19 protein-coding genes are annotated in these 23,251 nt (G+C 25.2%); 10 read left to right on the top strand and 9 right to left on the bottom strand.

From position 1 onward, the window contains the following. The first annotated feature begins 30 nt into the window (after positions 1-30). From rsmH to AMYT_RS08205, 3 genes are read left to right on the top strand one after another with little or no spacing between them, the layout of a single operon-like run. On the top strand, positions 31-933 hold the full coding sequence (rsmH, locus tag AMYT_RS08215) for a 16S rRNA (cytosine(1402)-N(4))-methyltransferase RsmH (RefSeq protein WP_114842068.1): 903 nt from the start codon (positions 31-33) through the stop codon (positions 931-933). Continuing rightward, the gene (locus AMYT_RS08210) at positions 926-1,177 is read left to right on the top strand and encodes a hypothetical protein (protein ID WP_114842067.1); all 252 of its coding nucleotides are present in this window, start codon (positions 926-928) and stop codon (positions 1,175-1,177) included. Before rsmH ends, AMYT_RS08210 begins: the two co-directional genes overlap by 8 nt. Then, complete coding sequence (locus tag AMYT_RS08205) at positions 1,174-4,266, top strand: efflux RND transporter permease subunit (protein WP_114842066.1); 3,093 nt, start codon at positions 1,174-1,176, stop codon at positions 4,264-4,266. Before AMYT_RS08210 ends, AMYT_RS08205 begins: the two co-directional genes overlap by 4 nt. A 4-nt stretch (positions 4,267-4,270) precedes the next feature. Here AMYT_RS08205 and AMYT_RS08200 read toward each other — a convergent pair whose 3' ends face one another. Continuing rightward, positions 4,271-5,551 (bottom strand): SH3 domain-containing protein, encoded by a 1,281-nt coding sequence (locus AMYT_RS08200; protein ID WP_114842065.1) that lies wholly within the window; start codon positions 5,549-5,551, stop codon positions 4,271-4,273. Positions 5,552-5,606: 55 nt separating this feature from the next. Continuing rightward, positions 5,607-6,767, bottom strand: coding sequence for a TsoY family (seleno)protein (locus AMYT_RS08195; RefSeq protein WP_114842064.1), 1,161 nt, complete (start codon positions 6,765-6,767; stop codon positions 5,607-5,609). A gap of 136 nt (positions 6,768-6,903) precedes the next feature. Between AMYT_RS08195 and AMYT_RS08190 the strand changes: the two genes are divergently transcribed. Further along, on the top strand, positions 6,904-7,746 hold the full coding sequence (locus tag AMYT_RS08190) for a GGDEF domain-containing protein (protein WP_114842063.1): 843 nt from the start codon (positions 6,904-6,906) through the stop codon (positions 7,744-7,746). 30 nt (positions 7,747-7,776) lie between these two features. On the opposite strand, the gene AMYT_RS08185 is transcribed toward AMYT_RS08190, so the two are convergent. The 5 genes from AMYT_RS08185 to glmS form a co-directional block, all read right to left on the bottom strand. Continuing rightward, positions 7,777-8,064 (bottom strand): c-type cytochrome, encoded by a 288-nt coding sequence (locus tag AMYT_RS08185; RefSeq protein ID WP_114842062.1) that lies wholly within the window; start codon positions 8,062-8,064, stop codon positions 7,777-7,779. 115 nt (positions 8,065-8,179) lie between these two features. Beyond that, the gene (locus AMYT_RS08180) at positions 8,180-9,754 is read right to left on the bottom strand and encodes an AMP-binding protein (protein WP_114842061.1); all 1,575 of its coding nucleotides are present in this window, start codon (positions 9,752-9,754) and stop codon (positions 8,180-8,182) included. Between the two features lie 9 nt (positions 9,755-9,763). After that, entirely contained in the window at positions 9,764-10,942 is a 1,179-nt protein-coding gene (locus AMYT_RS08175; RefSeq protein WP_114842060.1) for a glutamate mutase L, read from the bottom strand. Continuing rightward, positions 10,939-12,303 carry a methylaspartate mutase gene (locus AMYT_RS08170; protein WP_114842059.1) on the bottom strand — a complete coding sequence of 455 codons (1,365 nt, stop codon included), beginning with the start codon at positions 12,301-12,303 and terminating at the stop codon, positions 10,939-10,941. Before AMYT_RS08170 ends, AMYT_RS08175 begins: the two co-directional genes overlap by 4 nt. Then, complete coding sequence (glmS, locus tag AMYT_RS08165; protein ID WP_114842058.1) at positions 12,300-12,707, bottom strand: methylaspartate mutase subunit S; 408 nt, start codon at positions 12,705-12,707, stop codon at positions 12,300-12,302. Before glmS ends, AMYT_RS08170 begins: the two co-directional genes overlap by 4 nt. A gap of 128 nt (positions 12,708-12,835) precedes the next feature. Here glmS and AMYT_RS08160 point away from each other — a divergent pair, with 128 nt between their 5' ends. From AMYT_RS08160 to AMYT_RS08135, 6 genes are all read left to right on the top strand, one after another. Further along, complete coding sequence (locus AMYT_RS08160; RefSeq protein WP_114842057.1) at positions 12,836-13,315, top strand: RraA family protein; 480 nt, start codon at positions 12,836-12,838, stop codon at positions 13,313-13,315. Further along, positions 13,315-13,887: a gamma-glutamylcyclotransferase family protein gene (locus AMYT_RS08155; protein WP_114842056.1), complete on the top strand. Its 573-nt coding sequence runs from the start codon at positions 13,315-13,317 to the stop codon at positions 13,885-13,887. Before AMYT_RS08160 ends, AMYT_RS08155 begins: the two co-directional genes overlap by 1 nt. Next, positions 13,874-16,081, top strand: coding sequence for a tetratricopeptide repeat protein (locus tag AMYT_RS08150; RefSeq protein WP_114842055.1), 2,208 nt, complete (start codon positions 13,874-13,876; stop codon positions 16,079-16,081). The genes AMYT_RS08155 and AMYT_RS08150 overlap by 14 nt, the downstream gene beginning before the upstream one ends. Before the next feature lie 10 nt (positions 16,082-16,091). Then, the gene (gene ovoA, locus AMYT_RS08145) at positions 16,092-18,185 is read left to right on the top strand and encodes a 5-histidylcysteine sulfoxide synthase (RefSeq protein ID WP_114842054.1); all 2,094 of its coding nucleotides are present in this window, start codon (positions 16,092-16,094) and stop codon (positions 18,183-18,185) included. A gap of 99 nt (positions 18,186-18,284) precedes the next feature. After that, the gene (locus AMYT_RS08140; protein ID WP_114842053.1) at positions 18,285-19,715 is read left to right on the top strand and encodes a sensor domain-containing diguanylate cyclase; all 1,431 of its coding nucleotides are present in this window, start codon (positions 18,285-18,287) and stop codon (positions 19,713-19,715) included. 31 nt (positions 19,716-19,746) lie between these two features. After that, positions 19,747-20,985, top strand: a complete 1,239-nt coding sequence (locus tag AMYT_RS08135; protein WP_114842052.1) for a ComEC/Rec2 family competence protein — start codon at positions 19,747-19,749, stop codon at positions 20,983-20,985. 20 nt (positions 20,986-21,005) lie between these two features. Here the strand turns inward: AMYT_RS08135 and AMYT_RS08130 are convergent, their stop codons facing one another. Both AMYT_RS08130 and AMYT_RS08125 read right to left on the bottom strand, forming a co-directional pair. Continuing rightward, positions 21,006-22,343: a sodium-dependent transporter gene (locus AMYT_RS08130; RefSeq protein WP_228197849.1), complete on the bottom strand. Its 1,338-nt coding sequence runs from the start codon at positions 22,341-22,343 to the stop codon at positions 21,006-21,008. 158 nt (positions 22,344-22,501) lie between these two features. Next, entirely contained in the window at positions 22,502-23,245 is a 744-nt protein-coding gene (locus AMYT_RS08125; RefSeq protein ID WP_114842050.1) for a 3'-5' exonuclease, read from the bottom strand. Between the last annotated feature and the right edge of the window lie 6 nt (positions 23,246-23,251).

Below are 23,251 nucleotides of genomic sequence, written 5' to 3'. Positions count from 1 at the left end.
TATATATAAATTTTAATAAGGACCTTTTTAATGGATATTCCACATATTCCCGTCTTATATCAAGAGACTTTAGAAGCTTTTAAAGATATAAATGATGGATATATTATAGATTGTACAACTGGTTTTGCAGGGCATAGTTCGGGGCTTATCTTACAAAATAAAAATATAAAACTTATTTGTAATGACCAAGATGACGAGGCTTTAGCTTTTTCTAAAAACAGATTAAAAGAGTTTGAAAATAGGGTTACTTTTAATAAAGGTAATTTTGAACATGTTATTGAAAAATTTAAAGATTATGAAATTAGAGGTGTTTTAGCAGATATTGGAGTCTCTTCTTTACAGCTTGATAAACTTCAAAGAGGTTTTGGGTTTGAAAGTGAAACTTTAGATATGAGGATGGACCAAACTAAATCACTTGATGCAAGTGTTGTTGTAAATAACTATTCTCAAGTAGAATTAGAAAAAATCTTTAAAGAGTATGGAGAAGTTAGAGAGTATAAAAAAGTAGCTTCACTTATAGTTAATAATAGACCTTTTCATTCAGCTAAACAATTAGCAGAGCTTTTATCTAAAAAAATGCATAAAGGAAAAATACATCCTGCAACTCTACCTTTTCAGGCAATTAGAATTGAAGTAAATGATGAATTAGGAGTTCTTACTAGACTTTTTGATTCAATTGAAAATGCAAATTTAAAAAATTGTATAGTAGCAATTATTTCATTTCATTCTTTAGAAGATAGAATTGTAAAGAATTATTTTAAAAAATGGAGTAAATCTTGTATTTGTCCAAGTGAGGCTTTAAGATGTACTTGTGGAAATAATCATGCTTTAGGTAAAATAATTACAAAAAAACCAATAACTCCTACAAAAGAAGAGATAAAAACAAATCCAAGAAGTAGAAGTTCAAAATTAAGGATTTTTAAGTTTGATTAAACTAAATGGTAAAAATTCATTATTAATAGTTTTTGCTATATTAATTTTAACATTAGTTTTGTATGTGCCAAAAATCTATTTGAGAAATAATATCTATTATGTAAGTAAAGATGTAAATAAGTTATATGCTCACTATACTTCTTTAAAAGAAGAAAATAGATTTTTAGCACAACAATTAGAAGATATGAAATTTAAAAACCAAATTGTTGATTCAATAATAATTAAATCACTGGAAGAAAAATGATAAAAACAATAATAGAATTTGCTTTAAAAAAAAGAATTCTAAATCATATGCTACTTTTTTTTCTATTTATTCTTTCAATCTTTTCATATAATAATATCCCAAAAGAAATCTTTCCACCTTCTTCTTTAGATGCTGTATCAATTACAGGTTCTTATAGTGGTGCAAGCTCGGATATATTAGATAAGATTGCTGTTGAAGATATAGAAGATGAGTTACTAAGTTTAAGTGAAGCTAGAAAGATAAGTTCAACTATTAAAAATGGATTTTTTGCTATAAAAGTTGATTTAAAAGAGGGCGAAGATGCAAATTTAGTAGTAGATGATGTAAAAGATATTATCGCAAAAATAAAGACAAATCTTCCTTCTGATATGGATGAGCCTGTAGTTAAAAGTATGGAGTATACTTTTCCTTTAATTACTGTTTCTTTATACTCAAAAGATGGTTCAAAAAGTATAAATGAACTTTTAGAAATTGCAGATGATGTAAAATCAACAATTACTCAATTAAAAGATTTATCTGAAGTTACAGTTTTTAGTAAAAGTGATAAAGAATTAGTTATTACTTTTGATGAAAATAAAATTGAAGCTTTAGATTTAAGTACTGTTGATGTTGTAAATGCAGTTACAAAAATAAGCTCAATTTTTCCAATTGGAATAATAAAAGACACAAAAAGACATTATTATCTTAGCACTTTTAATGGAGAAAAAGATATTAATGAAATTAAAAATACTATTATAAAAGTTAATAATAAAAAAATCTATTTAAAGGATATTGCAAATATTGAATATGCTTTAGCTGATGTTGATACTATTTCACACTATGATGCTAAGAAAAATGTAGCAATTGGTGTAAATAAAGGCTTTGAAGGTGACTCAATAGAGCTTGTAAAAAAAATAAAGCAAATTACAAAAGATTATGAAGAAAGATATACAGATATAAAGTTTGATACTTATATTGATACTTCTATTTGGATTAAAAATAGGCTAAATACAGTTGTTTCAAATATTTTATTTGGATTAGCTTTATTATTTATTGCTTTATTACTATTTATAAATATTAGAATTGCCATTGTTATTGCTATTGGTATTCCAACTTCTTTTATGATAGGGCTAATTGGTGCAGATTATTTAGGATATAGTTTAAATATGCTTTCTCTTTTAGGTGCTTTAATAGCTTTAGGAATGTTAGTGGATGAAGCTATTGTTGTTGGAGAAAATATTTACAGACATCTTGAAATGGGAAAAGATAAATTTACAGCTGCAAGAGATGGTGCTTTAGAGATGTATCCAGCTGTTTTAACAGCAACTGCTACAACAATTTTTGCATTTTTACCTATTTTAATTATGACTGGGGAAACAGGGAAGTTTATGCAAATACTTCCTATTATGATTACTATTTTATTAATATCTTCTTTAGTTGAGGCTTTTTTCTTTTTACCTTTACACTCAATGGATATATTAAAAGTTAGTAAAGAAGATAGGAAATCACATAAAATTTGGGATTTTAATAAAAAGTTATATTTAAAAATTTTACATTTTTTATTAAAAGGAAGATTTTTAACTTTAATTGTAATGCTTGTTTTTATTTTAATTTCTACAGTTCTAATTTTTAAAAGTACAAAATTTCAATTTATGCCAAACTTTGATACTACTCAAGTATATATTAGTGGTTCAGTAGGAGTTGGTAAAAAAATAGAACAAACAGAACAAGAAGTTTTTGAAATAGAAAAACTTTTAATGAAAAAGCTTAATATGAAAACAGAAGTTAGTTCTGTAACTTCAGTTGTGGGGATGAAACTTGATGGAAAAAATCTTCCAGAAAATGAAGAGTTTTATTTTCAAATTTTTATAAATTTATATGAAAGAGCGCCACAAAATATCTTTGATAAATATATAAATCCTTATCTTTCTCCAAAATATGATCCTAAAGATATGATAAGAGAAAATAGTGCTCAAGAAATAGAAGAACAAATAAAGAAAATATTTAATCAAAATTTAAATAGTTCAAAATTTGAAGAGTTAAAAGTCTTTACACCTAAAGCTGGAATTGTAAAAAATGATATAGAAATAGCAGTTTCAGGAGAAAATGAAAAAGTTCAAAAAGCAGTAAAAGAGCTTAAAAAAGCATTATCTTTAACAAAAGGTGTTTCAAATATAGCTGATGATGCACTTTTAGGAAATTATGAACTTAAATTTAAAGTAAATTCTTATGGTCATCAAATAGGAGTTGATGAAGAGACTATTTTATCTCAATTAAGACCTTTTTATTCAAAAGCTACTTATTCAAAAATGTTTGATGATAAAGGAATCGTTGATATTATTTTTAAAAGTGTAAATAAAGATATACTAAATAGTTTAAATAGTTTTGAGATAGCTTTACCTTCTGGACAAAAAGTATTATTAAAAGAGGTTGCAACTTTTGTAAAAATACCTGCATATTCTCAAATTTTTAAAGAAAACAATAAAAGAATCACTAGTGTAACTGCTTCAATTACTGGTACAACTTCTTCAGAGGTTTATGAAAACTTAGATTCCACATTAAATAATTTAAGAAAAGATGTTCAAATTGATATAAAAGGTGAACAAGAAGAGAATGCGAAAGTGCAAAAAGAGATGGGTGAGGCTGCTATTATTGCTATTATTCTTATCTTTATGGCACTTGTATGGATGTTTGATTCTTTAGTAAAACCTCTTATTATAATAAGCACTATTCCTTTGTCAATTTTAGGGGTTTTAGTAGGGCATATAATAATGGGTATAAATCTTACAATGCCAGGGCTTATTGGTGTAGTAGGGCTTGCAGGTGTTATTGTAAATGATGGTATTATAATGATGGATTTTATTAAAAAAGCAAAAACTTTAAAAGAGATGGAAGAGTTGGCTCTTTTAAGATTAAGACCAATTTTACTTACTTCAATTACTACAGTTTTAGGGCTTAGCACCTTAATCTTTTTTGCCTCAGGACAGGCATTAATTTTGCAACCAATGGCAGTTGCACTTGGTTTTGGAATATTATGGGCAACAATATTAAATCTATACTATGTACCAATGGTATATAGGCTAATTTATTTAAGAAAGTGTGAGAAGTAGGGAACTACTTCTCATCTAAAATAACAATTCCTTCTATTCTATCTAGGGTGTTTTTAGTATCATCATAATTTTGTAACTCTTTTCCAAACTCTAAAGTTGTAATTACACTTTTTCCTATAATATTTCTTCCTTTAGTATTGAAAAAAACTCTTGTTTTTACTCCCCAAACATTATGCATTACCACTGGTTCATTGTTTTTTTCTCCAATATAAAGCATAATATGTCCATAAAGATAAACTAAAGTTTTAAAAGGTTTTGCATATTTTAAAATAAACTCTTTTTTTTGTTTATTTGAAAGGTTTTCAAACTTATAGTATTTACCATTTGTTGTTTGTTTTCTTGAATTTCTATCTAGATTTATAGCAAAAGCAATAAAAAAATCTTGAGTAAAACTTGAACAATCTCTAAAGCCAAAAATACCACCCCAACCATATTGCTCATCTATTAATTCTTTTGCAATTTTTTCAAGATTTACATTATTAAATTCTAAAGGCTTATCTGTAATATTTTCCTTTGCAATATCTATAAATTTTAAGTATGCATTATGTTTTTGGTCTTTTTTAGCAACTATATATTTATTTTTATATTTAGGTAAAATAGTTCCTAGTTGTACTTTTTCAATAAAGTATTCATCATAAATATTTAGTTTATCTTTTATAATAGTTGAGTAGTTTTTAGTTTTAAAACTATCTATGAATTTTTTATCTACAAAGGCAATATCATCTATTTTTAACCAACCATAAGCAAAATAAGACTCTACAAATACCCAAGCTTTGTCTTTTGAAAAATGAGAGACTAAAATAGGAGTATTTATCTTAATATATGAATTTTGGTTGTAATCAAAAGGAAAGCCTTGTCCTGCATTTTTTGGATTATAAAACATCATCTCATTTGTAGGAAAAACTTTTAAATTGCTATTTCTTATAACAATTGCTTTTTTTACTTGCTTATTAAATTCTTCAAAGTTTGAATTTTCTATATGTTTATTAAACCAAGTAGATGAAGCTTTAGAAAAGTTTTGTAAATACATAGCTCTTTTTTTATATTTAAAACCCCAAGTTGCACTTTTTTTATCTATTAAAAGAGTATCTTGTTCCCATACTTTAAAATAATTTTTATAAAAATCTTGATTATAGTTTTTTTGGTTTTTAAATGATAAATCTTTATTTAAATAATCTTTTGGTTCTTGTGAATAATTTTCTAAATCTTTTATAGGAATATTTTTTTGACTACAAGCAGTAAAAAAAATAGTTATAAATATAAGTAAAAAAAGGTTTTTTTTCATGATAACTCCTTATAGTTACAATCTTTTTACAAAGATTGTAACATATACAGAGTTTTTAAAAGTTGAATTTTCTTTTAAGTTTAAAGAAATATACAATAGTTCTATATTGAATAAAAATAAATGGAACCATTAATAAAAAATATGCAAGAGAGTATTTATCAACTACTTGATTAAAAGTTAATCCAAAATTTATAAAAAACATTCCAAATACAAAAAATGCTACTCCAGGACAAATAAGTGCAAATGATACAGGAGATCTATCTTCACTTTCTATATACTTTTCAAAATATCCTATATGTTTCATTACTTTATAACCTAAAAGACCAAAGATTATCTGTAAAGCAACTATTACAGAAGTTAAAGTAAATAGTGATGATTTTGTTAAAGGTGAATTAAAATGATGGTCAAGTCCAAAAGAGATTCTAACCATAGTAATCCCAAGTAGAGTTAATATTGGTATAATTATCCATAATGAAGGTGAAGCCTCTATTGAAATACCTTGTTCAAACATATTTTTAAACCCCATTGTAAGTTTTATAATTAGTAATAAAACTGCAATTGATGTGAAAAATAGTGAACCAAAAATACCAATTGCATTTATTGTTAAATTATGACTCATAGCACCAGGTGCAGCAAAGCCTACTGCAACCATAGAAAAAGCAAAAATAGAAATCATTTGTGATAAGTTATTGTTTTTTGTAAAATCAAAATGACCACTTACTAATATTCTTGTAAAATAGTTAATAAAAATTTTAAGTGCAAAATATCCTGCAACCATAAATCCAATTAAGGCAAAAGGAAACATATATTCAACTATACTCCATAAATTTGGTACAAATACAGCACCCAATACAAAACATACATTTATTGTCATGGCATATGTTAAAGGAATAGTCATTAAAGATACTTCATTATTTGAATTTATTAACTCTTTAAATTTCTCAGTTTTTCTAAATTCTAAAAATTGTTTTGTATTCCATATTAGAAATTTAAAATGTAAAAAAGCAAAAGCGATTATAAAAACTAAAGAAAATGAGATTACAAACGATAGCCATGAACCTTCTAATATTTTTGGAAATATTTGCTCAAAAATTGGCATAGGTGTCTCTTTATGCGGAACTAAAAACATTAAATACATAAAAAATGAAACAGACAAACCACCAGCACCAAGTGAAGCAAGAAAGCACATTGGTGTAAACTTTTCTCTTAATTTCATATAAGAACTCCTTATATTGTATAATTTTAGAAATATTACTAAAACTAATATTAAAAGAAGATGAATATATTATTAGTTTTTCTTATATTTAAAAGTGTAAAATAGAAATTAAGATATTTAGTGTTAATATTCTTTTATGTTAAAGATTTCTATTGATAAAAAACTATTTGAAGATATACTACTTAAAAAAACTTTTTTTATAACAAAAGATACAACTAAATATTGGAAAAAAGAGTTATTGGAACCTACAATTGTAAATAATAGAATTTCCTATTCTATTAAACAAGTTAAAAAACTAACTTTGACAAATGGATTAGGGGAAGAAAAGCCTTCTATTGTAATTGAGTGTAAAAAGATTGATTATGATGGCAAAAAAAATCAGTTTTCTTTTGAGCTTGGAAAGATACTTGAGCAAAAAAATACAAATATAGAAGAAAACTATAAAGATAATCTTATAGAACAACTATTAAAAGAAAAAGCCCAATTAGAAGAGCATATTAATCGTGATCATCTTACAAATATTTATAATAGAAGAAAAATGGAATTTGATTTAAATCTTTTTATAAATCAAAATAATGCTTCTTTACTAAATGCTGTATTTATAGATGCCGATAGATTTAAAAGAATAAACGAAGAATTTGGACATGATTATGGAGACAAAGTTTTAGTATATCTTTCAAATAAATTAAAAGAGTATGCTTATATTTTAAATGGTGAAGTTTATAGATATGCAGGAGAAGAGTTCCTAATCTTATGTTTTTGTGCAAAAGATTTTTTAAAAGAGACAGTTTCTAGATTAAAAGAAGATATTAAATATCAAAAGATTTTCCATCCAAAAGAATCTATTAGTATAACAGTAAGTATTGGTGTTTCTTTTTTTAGTGATTATAAAAACAAAGATATTATGTTAAGAAAAGCAGATGAAGCTTTATTAAAAGCTAAAAAATTAGGAAGAGATACTATAGTTTATAGTCAATAACAACTAGAAAATCTAGTTGTTATAAAACAATTATTTTGCAATTACGTTTGCAATTGCTTCAATATCAGCATCGCTTAATGAAGTAACTTGACCTTTCATTAAACCTTTCATTGCTCCACCATAAGAACCATCTTTATAACCTTTCATTGCAGCAATAAAATCAGCTTTAGTCATATCTTTAATGATTTTACTTTTACCTAATGCTGGTTTTTCACCATTTGCACCATGACAAGTAGCACATTTTTTATATAGTGCAGCACCATCAGCAGCAAATACTGAACATGCAAGAAGTGAAGTTGCGATTAATATTTTTTTCATTTTGACAATCCTTTTTTTATTTATTTGACATTGTATATGAAATAAACTTTTAAATGTTTGATTTATATCAAAATTTAAAAAAAATTTAAGAAAGAAAGTTTACCTTTTTACACACTTAAATATTATTTATAATGTCATTTTTTAAAATTTCTTTATTTATTTTATTTTTATCACTAGGAATTAGTGGTAAAGATTTCCTATAATAAATCTTACTTGGCAACATATATGAAGCTAAATGATTTTTTAACTCAAATATTATTTCATTTGTTGGAATTTCACTTCTACTTGAATACACCAATACAATTTCTTCTTCAATTTCTTGATTTTCTATTGAAAAAACAGCACATTGTTCTATTTGAGGAAAGTTTTTTGAAACTACTGATTCTATTTCATATGGACTTACTCTAAATCCTCTTGTTTTAATCATATCATCTCGTCTTGATACAAAGTAAAAATATCCTTCTTCATCTTTATAAACATAATCTCCACTTGCAACAACTACCTCATCACATAAATGACCTTCTAAATTGATTACATTTTTTAAGATTTTAATAGATTTAAATCTCTCTTTTGTTTCAACAGGGGCATTCCAAAAACCTCTATAAATATATCCTCCCCTATGAATAAGCTCTCCAACTTCTCTTGGTTTACACTCATTTCCTTCTTCATTTATAACATAAAGTTCCACATCAGGAATTGCTTTTCCAATAGAATCAGGTCTTATTTTTATTTGTGTTGGGTCTAAATATGTTGATCTAAAAGCTTCTGTTAAACCATGCATAGAGTAAAACTTTGCATTAATAAAATATTTTTCAATATCTTTAATCATCTTAGCTGTTACATTTCCACCTGATGAAGTAATAATTCTAACATTTGATAATAATTGTGCACTTGGTAATTTATGCTCTTCTTCATCAAACATTTGAGTAATATTTATAGGCATCAATGGTAATACTGTAACCTTATCATTTATTATATGATTATAAAAATCATTTGGTAAAATAAATCTATGTAAAGCTAAAGTTGCTCTTTTATATAAACTACAAAAGATTTGATTTAAACCATAATCTAAATTAAAAATTAAAAGTCCAGAAATTATATCTTCTTCTTTTAATTGTAAATATTGAGATACAACCCTAGCAGAATCAATTAAATTTCTATGTGAAATTACAATACCTTTTGGTTTTCCTGTTAATCCAAAAGAGTAAGTAATTACTGCATTGTCATGTCCATTTACATCACAAATATATGGTTTATTATAATATTTGTAAATCTCTTCAAAAGAAGCAAAATTTTTATCTGTTCTTTCATAAGAGATTATTTTCCCATTAAAGTTTATCTCTTCGATATTCTCAACTTTTAATTTATCTGTAATAATACATTTTATATCACAATCTTGAATTATATATTCAACTTGCTCTGGTTGCAGCATTCTAGTTAAAGGAACTAAAATATAATCAGTTGATAAAATAGCTAAAATAGCTATTACTTGGTCAATTGATTTATTTGAATAAATTCCTATTCTACTACCTTTAGGTAAATCAAGCTCTTTAAGATAAAATGCTACTTGATTAACCTTAGTAAAAAGCTCACCATATGTTATTTTATTTTCATTATGTATTAATGCAATTTTTTCATTATGTGAAATATTTGCATCTTCTAAAAGTGTTCTTATGCAGTTAATTGACATTTTATCTCCTTATTGTGTTATTCCTAAAGTCCAAATTTCATAGTTACTATCTAATACTATATTTGGCTTTATAGTTGTATTTAAAATCTTTTTATAGAAAAACCCTACAATATCTTCTGCTTCTTCTTGTTTTAAAACTTTTGTAATTCCACCTGTTAATACAATTGATTTTAATAAATCTAGTTTTAAATGTACATATAAAGGATGAGCTTCTGAAACTTTATATAAAACTAAGAAAATAGCAAGTTTCATTAAAGTTCTTAGTGCCTTATCACTATCTTCTTGAAAAATATTTTCTGTTACATTCATATGTGCTAATAACTCATAAACAAACTCATTGTTTTTAGCTGCATATATTAAAGACTCTTTTGATTTATAAACTCCAAGTTTTTTAAATACAAGTCTATCATATTCATTGTTTTTTACCATATTATCATTTACTAAAGTTGTACTATAATGAATATCAGTTGTTGCCCCACCTATATCAACTAAAATAAAAGGGTCTGCTACTTTAAACATATTATTTATAAGTGGTAGAGTTCTATTTACTATATATGGAGTAGAGTATATTTGGTTTGAAGTGATATTATATAGATGTTTTATATCTTCTTTACCTTCTATATCTGCTTGATAAAGGTTTGTTAAATACTCTTTTAATTCATTTTCATTAACTTGAAGTTTATTTGTAATAATATTTGGTAATACAACTAAATTTTTAATATTTTGGCTTAAAAATTTAGCATCATTTTCATTTCCAACATAAACTATATTAGAATAATTTACTTGCTCTAAATAAGTAAATAAATCTTCATTAAAAATATCACTTACACTATCAATCCCACCAGTTATTATAACCACATCTATTAAATCACTTGGAATTGAGCTATTTTTTATATTTTGATATAAAACTGTATCTATAATATTAATCCCTGAATTAAAGGCAATATTTGTGGCATATTTTAATGAAAAAGAGTTTGTGATTCCTATAATTAAGGTACTTAAACCACCATTTGCAGAAGAACATATAAATACCTCTTCTTTTTTATACTTTTCTATTATATCAGCACATTTATATTTTAAATCATCAAATATATCTTTATTAAAATCTCTAAAGTGTTGTTGTATATCTTCTCCATCACAAACTTTAAAGTATGTACTTCCTATATCTACTAATAAGTTCTTTTTCATTGCATAATTCCTATATCATGTATAATATCATTTACTATTGAAGTGGCATCTTTATTTAAATCACATTTTGATTTTTCATATTCAAAACATCTATCACTAATAGGAAGTTTTCCTCTTTTGATAATTCTAATATTTTTATTTGCATCTCTTACTGTTACTACTTCATTGTTATTTATAATATGAGGAGAAAAAGGTACATCAATAATCCCATTTTTAATAGAGTTAAATACTTTTCTCCATAAAGTATCTGCACTATCATTTAATACAGCTTCCATAATAGATTTAACTTCAGCTTCTAAAATCTCTTCTTCCTCTTTATCTACTATATTTGGAAGACCATTTAAGATTCTTAAAGTATATTGTGTATTTGCAACTGTTTTAGCATTTGCTTCTTTTGTTGGAATACCAAAAGCTTCATCTCTTGTTTTTGTAATAATTTTATCAGCACCTACTAAACTTGCAATTACTGTTGCTGTATTTATAAGTGATTCTGAATAATCTTTATTTGAAGGAAATGCTCCCATCCATTGATGGTATACTAGGTGAATATCTGCATCACCACAATTAATTTGTTCTGCATAATATCTAGCCATTTTCTTTAATACTGCACTAGTTACTATATCTTGATTTACCGAACCACTTTGAGAAAAAGAGACAGAGAAAGATTTTACTCCCTCTTCAAGTGATAAAAGCATCTCTAATAATTGAATTACAATTGTAACGCAAGGAGGAACTAAAGTTGCAGTTAGTGGTCCAAAAGACTCCCTATTAATTGGTTCATTTAATTTTGAGTAATTTGCACAAATTCTTTCCACATATTTCCAATATAAAAAGGCTTTATCTAAAGGAAAGTTTTTTGAATAAGGAAGTAAATATGTAATTGGACCTCCTTCTATTTCAAAAATACCTGAAGCAATAGCTGTTTCAATTAATAATCTTGCATCTGGTGTTCCATGTCTTAAACTAACTGGTTTATCAAAATGTGTAATCATCTTTCTAGTTGTTCTATATCCATGGTTTACAAGAGGATACCCATTTAACATATCCACATCATTCTCTTCACTAAGTCTTAGCATTTTTTTAGACATAGCATAATCATTAAGTCTTGTATTTGAATCAATTGTAAGTGGTAAAACATCAACATTTGCATTAACAAAAAACTCATTTAGTGCAAACTGTTTTTTATATGTTGGAAAACCACCTCTTGGTTGAACTAGCATCTTTTTTGAATTTTTAAAAGTATGAGAAATAAATAGATTTTTGCTAGCATTTTTTACAAACTCTTCAATTTCTGCAAAATCAAAGTTGTCTGCATATTCATTTCTAACTATTATCTCTCTTTCTTCTTGAAGTAAACTCATTTTCTCGCCTTAACATATTTTTCTAATTCATCTAAACCTGTATTTAAATCTACTTGATGGAAAACCAAATCAAATCCATAATTTTTAAACTTAGGAACAATCTCTTGCGTCTTTGCTTCTCCCACAGCAAGATTTCCTCCAAGCATAAAAATCACATCTTTTAATTTAGGGTATTTTGATTTAAGAATATTTAATTCCCTACACCAACCCTCAGCTTCACCATTTAAAGATGAAATTAGTAAAATATCAGCGTTAGTTTCTATAACTGCATCAATAAACTCTTCAAGATAAGTATTTACTCCCAAATTAAATACTTCAAACCCTCTTGCTTGTAACGATATTTCAATTAGTCGATTTGCAACCACATGAATATCGTTACCTACTACTCCTGTTACTACTTTCATATATATTAACCTATTCTTTTTTTTTCTGTGTAATTATTTTTGTAAGGCAATTATAATATCTAATTTTGGGTAAATTTAAGATAAGTAAATTATAATAGATATTATTAAATTTAAACTAAGGATATATTATGAGATTTTTTACAGCTGATATTTGTGATACGCATTCTGAAAAGGTAAATATATTAGGACCTAATTTTAAATCATATGGAGGATTTAAAAAATGTCAAGGGGAAGTTATCACTGTAAAACTTGATAAAAACAATAAAGACTTAGCAAAACTTTTAAAAGAACAAAATGGTGAAGGAAAAGTTGTAGTTGTTGATGTTGCTGAGCAATATTATGCAGTAGTAGGGGATAACTTAATGAAGTTTGCTTTTGAAAATAAATATTCTGGAATTATAGTAAATGGATATATAAGAGATACTGCAACAGTAAAAGATTTTGATTTGGCTTTATTTGCAAAAGGTGTATGTCCTAGAAAATATATACCAGAACAAAGTGCAACAATAGGTTGTGATATTGAAGTTGATGGAGTAGTAATTCAAAATGGAGATTATTTATATGCAGATACAGATGGTATTATAATCTCAAAAGAAAGAATTGTATAATGTATCTATTTGGATATGGCTCCCTAATAAATTTAAATAGTGCTCAAAAATCTTTTAAAAGAAAACTTACACAAAAAGATTTAATTCCTGTATGTGTAAAAGGGTATAAAAAAGTATGGAATTCTATTGAGATTATTAAATTTGAAGATAATAAAGATACAAAAGGTGTATTTTTAAATCTTCAAATTGAAGAAAACTCTTTTTCAACAGGAGTTGTTATAAAAATTACAAATGAAGAGTTAGAAATTTTAAAATTAAGAGAAAAAAACTACTCTTGTATTACTATAAAAAAAGAGTCAGTTTTAAATATAAAACTTGAAGAAGATATAATTGCTTTTATGACAACAAAAGAAGAAAAACTAGCTAAAAGTGAAGATAAAGAGTGCTTTATTCCTGCAAAATATATAGATATTTTAACTTCAGCTTTTACTTTTTATGATAAAAACTTTATAGAAGAATATAAAAAAGAGGTTTTAAAAAACTTTCCTTTTTCAATAAAAGAAGGAACTTATAGTTTTTCAGACCCAACTCAAAATAAATTTGCAAAAGAGGGTATTAATGAGTCAAAGTAATTGCAATATAATTACTTCAAAACTATGTGATGCAAATAGAAAAAATTTAGATGATGAAATTATAAAAAAAAGAAAAAAAAGTTTAGATATTACCTTTTTAGAAGAGGATACTTTAGATGAATTTGAAGCAAATCTAAATAAAATTTGTGGAAAAACTTCATATATTTTTAAAAGAAAACTCTCAAGTTATATACTTTCAACAATCTCTGTAATTGTTATTATGTTTGCTTTAATCTCAGCTTCAATTTATGAAGATTTATTTAAAAAAATCATTTTTGAAATGCCTTTTGATTGGAACTTAAATGATAGTGTTGCTTTAGTATTTGTTTTAATCTTCTTTTTTGGTTTAGTCTCAATGCCTTCTATTTTAGATGGAGAGAGCTCTCAATTTAAAACTTTATTACAAGCTTGGTTTAATAAAGATGCAAGAAGACTAAAAAGATTAAATTTAGCCTTAGCTTCAATAGATAAAAAAATAGTAATAAACCTATATAATGTAGATTTAGCCTTAAAAGAGCATTGGATTTGGTCTGTTTTAGTAAAGGCTTTAGTTAATAGATTTACTAATATAAATTTTTATGTAAGAAATGATCAAAGTAAAATTATTTATAAAAGACTAAAAGAACTAAAAGTTTTAAATATAGATATTATTAAAAATACAAATGAATTTAATCCTTGCAATTTAGATATTTTACTCTCTTCAAAAGAACAAAAACTATTATCTTTGCTTCAATTAAGTTCTTCTTTAATTATTAAAAAAGTAAAAAATAAAGAGTTTATCTCTTTGGAACTTTTTGAATATTGTGGAAGAAACTTTTTAGATGAAAACAAGACTAAAGGAACACAACTAATCTCTGGCTTTCAAAATTTTATAAATAGAAGTTTTGATGATTTTAGCTTTTTAAAACAAGAAAAATCTATGCAGATATATTTTACTTCAAATGTAAAAATTAAAGAGCTTGAAGATGAACAGCGAAGATTATCATATTATTTAAGAAATCATATAGAAGAGTGTGTTAGAAACTTTGAAAATCCTATTTCACTTTTAGTTTTATACTATTATGTAAAAAATATAGTTTTAGATGAAAAAAGAAATATACTTATTTTAGAAAAGTTTTTAGAAACTGTTGAAAAAAAACAACATTATGAACTTATAGATGAGTTTTGGTTTGATATTGCAAATGATATGTTTGATGCTTCAAATTTAGAAGATTTTGAAGCTACAAATACTTCAATATATAGAAAAATTTCCATAACTTCTTTAAATAGACTAATTTTCTTATTTGAACGAAATGGACATTTTGAACAAGCTTTAAGAGTAGCAAATTATTTATATGAAATAAACCCAAATAAATATGCAGTAAATATTTGCTCACTATATGAAAGAATGGGACAGTTTAATCTTGCATATGAAAGTTTACCTTTAAGTTTAGAACTTAAAAAAGCTGTAAAACCAACAGATATTGAAGTTAGATATTTTCAAAGAAAAGCTTGGATAATTGTTAGTCAAAGAAGAGAAGATAAAAAGCAAGAGGGAATAGAGTGTTTAGAAAAACTAAAAGAATTACTATTTTCTCATAATGAAGATAATGAACCTTTATGGCTATGGCATTATTATAATATAAAAGCAAATTATGAAGAGTGGAATAAAAACTATACTTTAGCTATTGAAAACTATAAAAAGTGTTTATCTATACCAGCTCTTGGGGCTTTTGAATATGGAGCAACTTTTGTAAATTTGGCAATTGCTTATAGATTTATGTATCTTACAAACCCTACACATAATAAAGATATAATTCAAAAATCAATTGATATTGGCACAATTGGTGTTGCTTTAAAAAATTCTGTTGGGGATAGAGATGAGATGCCTGTTGTTTTACACAATCAAGCTTTAAATTTCTTATATAAAAAAGAGTTATCTTTAGAAGAGTTAGAAAAAGTATTGGCTTTAACAAATGAGGGAATAACAATTTTAGATGATACAAACTCTATAAAAAGACTAGGGATGTTATTAATAGAAAATATAATCTCTTGCCAATTATTAGAAAATAGTTGCAATGAAAATATAAATAGATTGGAACTTCATTGGAAAAATATGGATAATAATGAACATCAACAGATATTAAATATATACAAAGAGTATAGATTAAATAATAAACTAGAAGGTATAAAGTTTTTAGAAGAATTAATTTAAAAGGAGACCTATGCAATATAGAGCAGATACCATAAACTTACAAAATGGAACAATAGAAGAAAAAAGAGAAGAGATTAAGAACTATTTTCTTCAAACTTATGAATTAGATGAAAAACTATTTGATTTATTAAAAGATAAAAAGTCAATTTATGAACAGCCTAATAGATTAAGACATCCTTTGATTTTTTATTATGGTCATACTGCTACATTTTTTATTAATAAACTTATGCTTAGTAAACTTATTAATAAAAGAATAAATAAACATTTTGAATCAATATTTGCAATTGGTGTTGATGAAATGAGTTGGGATGATTTAAATAGTGAAAACTATTTATGGCCAAATTTTGAAGAGGTAAAAGAGTATAGATTAAAAGTTAAAAATCTAGTTTTAGAACTTATTGATACTTTAGAGTTTTCTCTACCTATAAATTGGAATAGTCCTATGTGGATTATTCTTATGGGAATAGAGCATGAAAATATTCATATTGAAACTTCTTCTGTTTTATTAAGGGAGCTTGATATTTCACATTTGGTTGAAGATGAAACTTTTTCTTACTGTAAAGAGTATTTAAATACTTATCCTAAAAATGAACTAATAAAGGTGCAAGAAGGGGAAGTTGTTTTACAAAAAGATAGACAAAATCCTATTTATTATGGTTGGGATAATGAGTTTTCATATCATAAGGCATATATAAAAGAGTTCTTTGCTAGTAAATATCTTGTATCCAATGGAGAGTTTTTAGAGTTTGTTCAAGATGGTGGATATTCAAAACTAAAATACTTTTCAAAAGAGGGGAGAGAATGGCTTGATTTTACACAAGCTAAAATGCCTACTTTTTGGATAAAAAAAGAAGATAAATACTATTTAAGACAAATCAATAAAATTGTTCCTTTACCTTTAAATTATCCTGTTGATATAAATGTATATGAAGCAGAGGCTTTTTGTAAATATAAAAGTGAAAAACTAGGTTTTGAAGTTAGACTTCCAAGTGAAGATGAATATTATAGATTATATGATTACACAAAAGCCAATACAAAAAAAGCAAATATTGGATTAAAATACTTTAATCAAACTCCAGTTGATAAATATGCTTTTGATGATTTTTATGATGTTGTAGGAAATGTTTGGCAATGGAGTATAACTCCTACATATCCTTTTGATGGCTTTGAAACTCATCCAATTTATGATGATTTTACTACACCAACTTTTGATGATAGGCATGCACTTATTAAAGGAGGTTCTTTTATCTCTTTAGGAAATGAAATTTTAAAAAGTGCTAGATATGCTTTTAGAAAACATTTCTTTCAACATGCAGGTTTTAGATATGTAAAATCAAATAATGAATATAGAACAAAACTAAATGATAATGTATATGAAACAGATGAACTAATCTCTCAATATTGTGAATTTCATTATGGTGATGAGTTTTTCAATGTTAAAAATTTTGCAAAAAATAGTGTTGAAATACTAAAACCTTATTTAAAAGAGATTAAAACAATAAAAGCTTTAGATTTAGGGTGTTCTGTTGGAAGGAGTAGTTTTGAACTTGCCAAAACTTTTGATGAGGTAATGGGTATAGATTTTAGTGCAAACTTTATAAATGTGGGAGTTAAACTTAAAAAATATGAAAGTCTAACTTACAAAGTAAGAGTTGAAGGCGAGATTTTTGAAGATAAAACTATTTCTTTAAAGGATTTAAATTTAGATGAGGTTAAAAATAAAGTTGAATTTATGCAAGGAGATGCTTGTAACTTAAAAGAGATATATTCTAATTATGATTTAGTTTTTTGCTCAAATTTAATTGATAGACTATATTATCCTCAAAAGTTTTTAGATGATATTCCAAATAGAGTAAATAAAGATGGTCTTTTAGTTATTATTTCTCCATATACTTGGTTGGAAGAATATACTCCTAAAACAAACTGGTTAGGGGGTTTTATAAAAGATAATAAAGAAGTAAAAACTTTTGACACCTTAAAAAATAATTTAGATAAAAATTATAAACTTTTAGATCTAATTGATATACCTTTTGTAATAAAAGAGACTTCAAGAAAATTCCAGCATACAGTTTCTCAAATGAGTATTTGGAAAAAAGTAAAATAGTAGCAGGTAAGCTACTATTTTCAAATTATCTTTATATTTTAAAGTCCTTTTAAAGCAAATATACTAAAATATATGTTCTACTAAAGGGCTGAATAATTAATGACAAAAAAAGTTAAGTTAAAAATTATATTTGTAAGTGCTTTTATTGCTATATTAACACTTATGTATAATGTAAGTCATAAATATTTTATTGATAATTACGAATCAATTGAGACTATTCATAATCAAAAAAGTGTCAAAGATTTAATTAAAAATTTAAATATGCAATTAGATTTTATTAACTCTTCTGTTAAAACTTTCAGTAAATGGGATAGTGCTTATAGCTTTTTACAAAATTCAAATAATAGCTTTATTTATGAAAATTTTAGAGATGGAACAAAAACTCTAAATAATCTATCAATAGATTTCTTAATATATACAGATTTAAAAAATAATATAAAACATTGTAGCTGCGAAAAAAATGAAGAATTAAATAGTGAGTTTTATAAAAAAGTCATTAGATTATTATCTGGAACAAAAGAGGTTCAGTCTATCTTTAAACACCGGCAAGATATTGTTTATATTTTAAAATCAAAGGTTTTAATGACTGATTTTAAAGGTAATGAAGTAGGGTATTTATATGCTGGAAAATTTTTTAATAAATCTTTATTTAAATATATAAATACAAGTTTTGCTTCTTTGGAATTAGTACATAAAGAGTTATATGAATATGATGATGCTGTAAGTTATAATAGTTTAAATAATATTAGATATAAGACTATTAAAACAAACTCAACTATTTATAACTACTTAGAACTAAGAGATTACAACAATAGATATATAGCTACAATTAAAACTACAAGTTATAGAGATTATGTATTAGAAGGAAGAAAAACAGTTCTTTTGTTTAATATTATAATTGCAATTATTCTTTTAATTATCTTTTACTTAGCTTATAGATACCAAATGATATTACATAACTATACTGAAAAATTAGAGTATAGTGTAGCTAAAAGAACACAAGAGTTAGAACGCTCAAATAAAGAGTTACATGAACTAGCTTATAAAGATTATCTAACAAAAATTGATAATAGAAGAAGCTTCTTTTTAAAAGTAGATAAACTATTAAAAGATAATATTTTTAGAAAAGATTTAGTTCATATTGTAATGATTGATATAGATAACTTTAAACAAATCAATGATAAATATAGTCATGATATTGGAGATTTAGTTTTAAAAGAGTTTTCTAAAATACTGCAAAATAATATCTCTCATAAAGATTTATGTGCAAGACTTGGTGGAGAAGAGTTTGTTTTAGCTTTTACTGATATTTCAACAAAAGAAGTTTTATTTAAAGTTGAAAAAATAAGAGAAGAAACACAAAGAACTAAAATTAAAATTGCTGAAAATAAAGACCTATATTTTACAGCAAGTTTTGGTATTAGTGATAATAAAAAAACAAATAATATTGATAAAATTCTTCATAAAGCAGATGCTTTTTTATATGAAGTTAAAAAAAGTGGAAAGAATAATATTAGATATAGAGAATAATATTTAAAATTATTTATTATATACTATTTCCATGAAAACTCTAAGCTTGGAATTAGTAAAAACAAAAATAGAACTTTTTTATCTTTCTTGTTTTCTTGTATTGATTTTCTTAATTAATATTTTTTATGAATATGCCAAATATAAAGATATTACTTATGACGAAGTATATAGCAGTGAAGCAGTAATTGTAAATATTTATAAAAAAGAAAATATAGTTAAATTTAATACTGGAAAATTTATTTTTTATTCTAAAATCAATTCCTTAGAAAATCTTAAAAAGTTTGATAGGGTTAGGGTTTTATTTATTAGTAAATATATAAGCTTTTATAGCTATTTAAAAGGGTTTTATACAAAAGTTTTAGATTTGGAACTCTTAGAAAAGCAAAAGAGTATAAAAGCTAATCTTATTTTAAAAATCCAACAACAACATCAAGATAAAGCAATCTCAGAACTTTTTCTAGCTTTATTTTTAGCTATACCTGCTTCTATTGAATTAAAAGAGTTTTTTGCAAATTTTAGTATCTCCCATCTAATAGCTATTTCAGGATTTCATCTAGCTATATTATCTTTTATAATATACTCTTTTAGCTTCTTTTTTTATAACTTTTATCATCAAAAATATTTCAATTATAGAAATAAAAAATATGATATTTTACTTTTTACTTCTTTTATAATCTTTTTATATTTACTTCTTACAGATATTGTAGCTTCTTTACTTAGAAGTTATATTATGTTTATAATAGGTATTTTTTTATTAAGAAATAATATAAAGCTTCTATCTTTTAATAGTTTATTATTAACTGTTTTTTTAATTCTTGCTTTTTTTCCAAAGTATTTATTTTCTTTATCTTTGTGGTTTTCAATAAGTGCTGTTTTTTATATCTTTTTATTTATTAAATATTTTAAAGATTTAAATAAAGTATTTTCATTTTTCTTTTTTAATTTATGGATTTTTTTAGTTTTTAATCCAATAGTTCATCTCTTTTTTTATCAGACTTCTTTAATACAGTTTTACTCGATTTTATTAACTATGATTTTTACTATTTTTTATCCTTTAGAACTTTTTCTTCATTTTATTGGGCTTGGAAATTTACTTGATGAATATATAAAAAGTTTTTTAGAACTAAAGTTTATATTTTATGAAGTTAAAACCCCTTTTTGGTTTTTTCTTCTTTATTGTGTTATTTCTCTTTGTTCAAGTTTTAAAAAGCAATTTTTTTGGATTTTAAATATATTAATGGTAGGTTTTAATCTTTATTTGTATATATAGAGGAGTATTCCTCTATATAATTAAATTATTCCTAATTTGTTTAAAAATAGGATAATAATTGCTAATGGCACTAAAAATTTAATTAAGAAGTACCAAGCATTAAATACTGCAAGTGAAGAGTTAGGAACAAATTTTTGTTTTAACATATCTTTATCAACAAAATATCCTAAGAAAATACAAGTTACAATTGCTGCAATTGGCATCATAACAGATGAAGTAATAAAATCCATCCAATCAAAAGCATTTTTACCAAAGAAAGTTAAACTTCCTCCATATGCACTTGACATAGATAATAGTGCAATAATTCCTAAAATATAGAATATTGAACCACACATAATTGTAGCTTTTTTTCTAGTCATATTAAATCTATCAATAAAGAACTTTAATGATGGTTCTATCATTGATACAGCTGAAGTAATTCCTGCAAATACAAGTGCAACAAAGAATGAAACAGCAATAATTTGACCTAACATTCCCCATCCAGAGAAAATTACAGGTAAAGAGATAAATACAAGTCCAGGTCCAGCTGCACTTTTTGCACCAGCTTCAAATAAAAATGAGAAAATAATTAATCCAGCAATTAAAGCAATAGCTGTATCAACAATTGCAACCATTACTGAAGATTTTACAAAGTTTTCATGTTTTGGTAATGAAGCAGAATATGTTAAGATTGTACCAACTCCAAGTGATAAAGTAAAGAAAGCTTGTCCCAATGCAGCTAAAAGTGCATTTCCATCTATTTTACTCCAATCAGGTGAGAACATAAAACTTACCGCTGTTGAGAAACTATCTAATGTTAAAGCATAGATTAATAACCCAAATAAAATTAGTGCTAATAGAGGCATTAAAATTAGATTTAGCTTTTCAATACCAGCCTTAATTCCTTTTAAAACGATAAAAATAACAGACCCAGCAATAATTGTATGATATACAATTTGTGAACCAATATCTTTAGTAATTAGTGTTTCAAAAGCTTGACCAGCAGCACTAGCTTCTGTTGGTAAAGTTCCAAAAGAAGTAAATACATAATTTAAAATCCATCCTAAAACAACTGAGTAAAAAGAAAGGATAATTAAACCTGTAAAAATCATAAAACCAGCAAATTTCCAATTTTTATTTTTTGATTTTGAAGTTTTTATAAAAGAAGTAGCAACATCAGCTTGAGCATTCTGTCCAATTACCGCTTCTGCTAAAAAAACAGTTAATCCAATAAATACAATAGCAAGCAAATATACTAATACAAATGCTCCTCCACCATACTCTCCTGTAATATATGGAAACTTCCAAATATTACCCAATCCAACTGCTGAACCAGCAGCAGCAAGAATAAAACCTACTCTCGAAAAATGATTTTTCAACATACACCCTTATTTTTTGATAGTATATAATTATATGGTAAATTTTATGAAATTTATATGAAATTAATGTGATATTTATGTAAAAGAATAATTAGTTGTTAAAATTTAAAAAAAATTAAGAACTTTCATAAAAGCTTATGAAAGTTCTAACTGTAAAATTATAGAGTACCTAAAACTTTGTCAAGAGTATATTTTAAATCTTCATCAAGTTCTAAATTACTTCTCATCCAATTTAAATAACCACTATCTTCTTTTGCAACTTCAATTACTTCTTTACCTTTATACTTTCCAAATTTAAAAGTATTTATAAATACAGGAGTTTTTGATAAATCTACAAGTTTTTCCATAGGATTATAATCTGGATATTGAACTCTACACTCTTTTACTAGTTTTGATAAAAATAGTTTCATTACTAATACATCACCAATAGCATCATGTGCTTTTATTGTGATATTATATTTTTTTGCTTCTTGTTCTTCTGTTTTATATAACTCTAAAGCATATCTTAAATATTGTAATCTATGATAAGGCATTTGTGAAAAAAGATGTTTTGCACATCTTAATGTATCAATAATTTGATAATGATTTTCAAAGCCTTCTTTTTTTACCATTCCTAAATCAAAATTAATATTATGTGCAATTAAATAGTTTTCTTCATTATTATATTCTAAAAGTTTTTTATAAAAAGTAGTTTCAACCGCTTTTGGTTTTCCTTCAAGCATTTCAGGAGTGATATTATGAACTTCCATTGCTTCAAGTTTAATAGGAACTTCACTGTAACATAATTCATCAAAACTCTCAATTGCTCCTGTTTGATCTACAATCATAGCTCCAAACTGAATAATTCTATCTTCTTCTTGATTTCCCGTTGTTTCTGTGTCAAATAGTACGTATTTTGGCATATAGTC

The sequence above is a fragment of the Malaciobacter mytili LMG 24559 genome (assembly GCF_003346775.1).
Lineage (GTDB): Bacteria > Campylobacterota > Campylobacteria > Campylobacterales > Arcobacteraceae > Malaciobacter > Malaciobacter mytili.
This window is presented reverse-complemented; position numbering and strand designations above follow the sequence as displayed.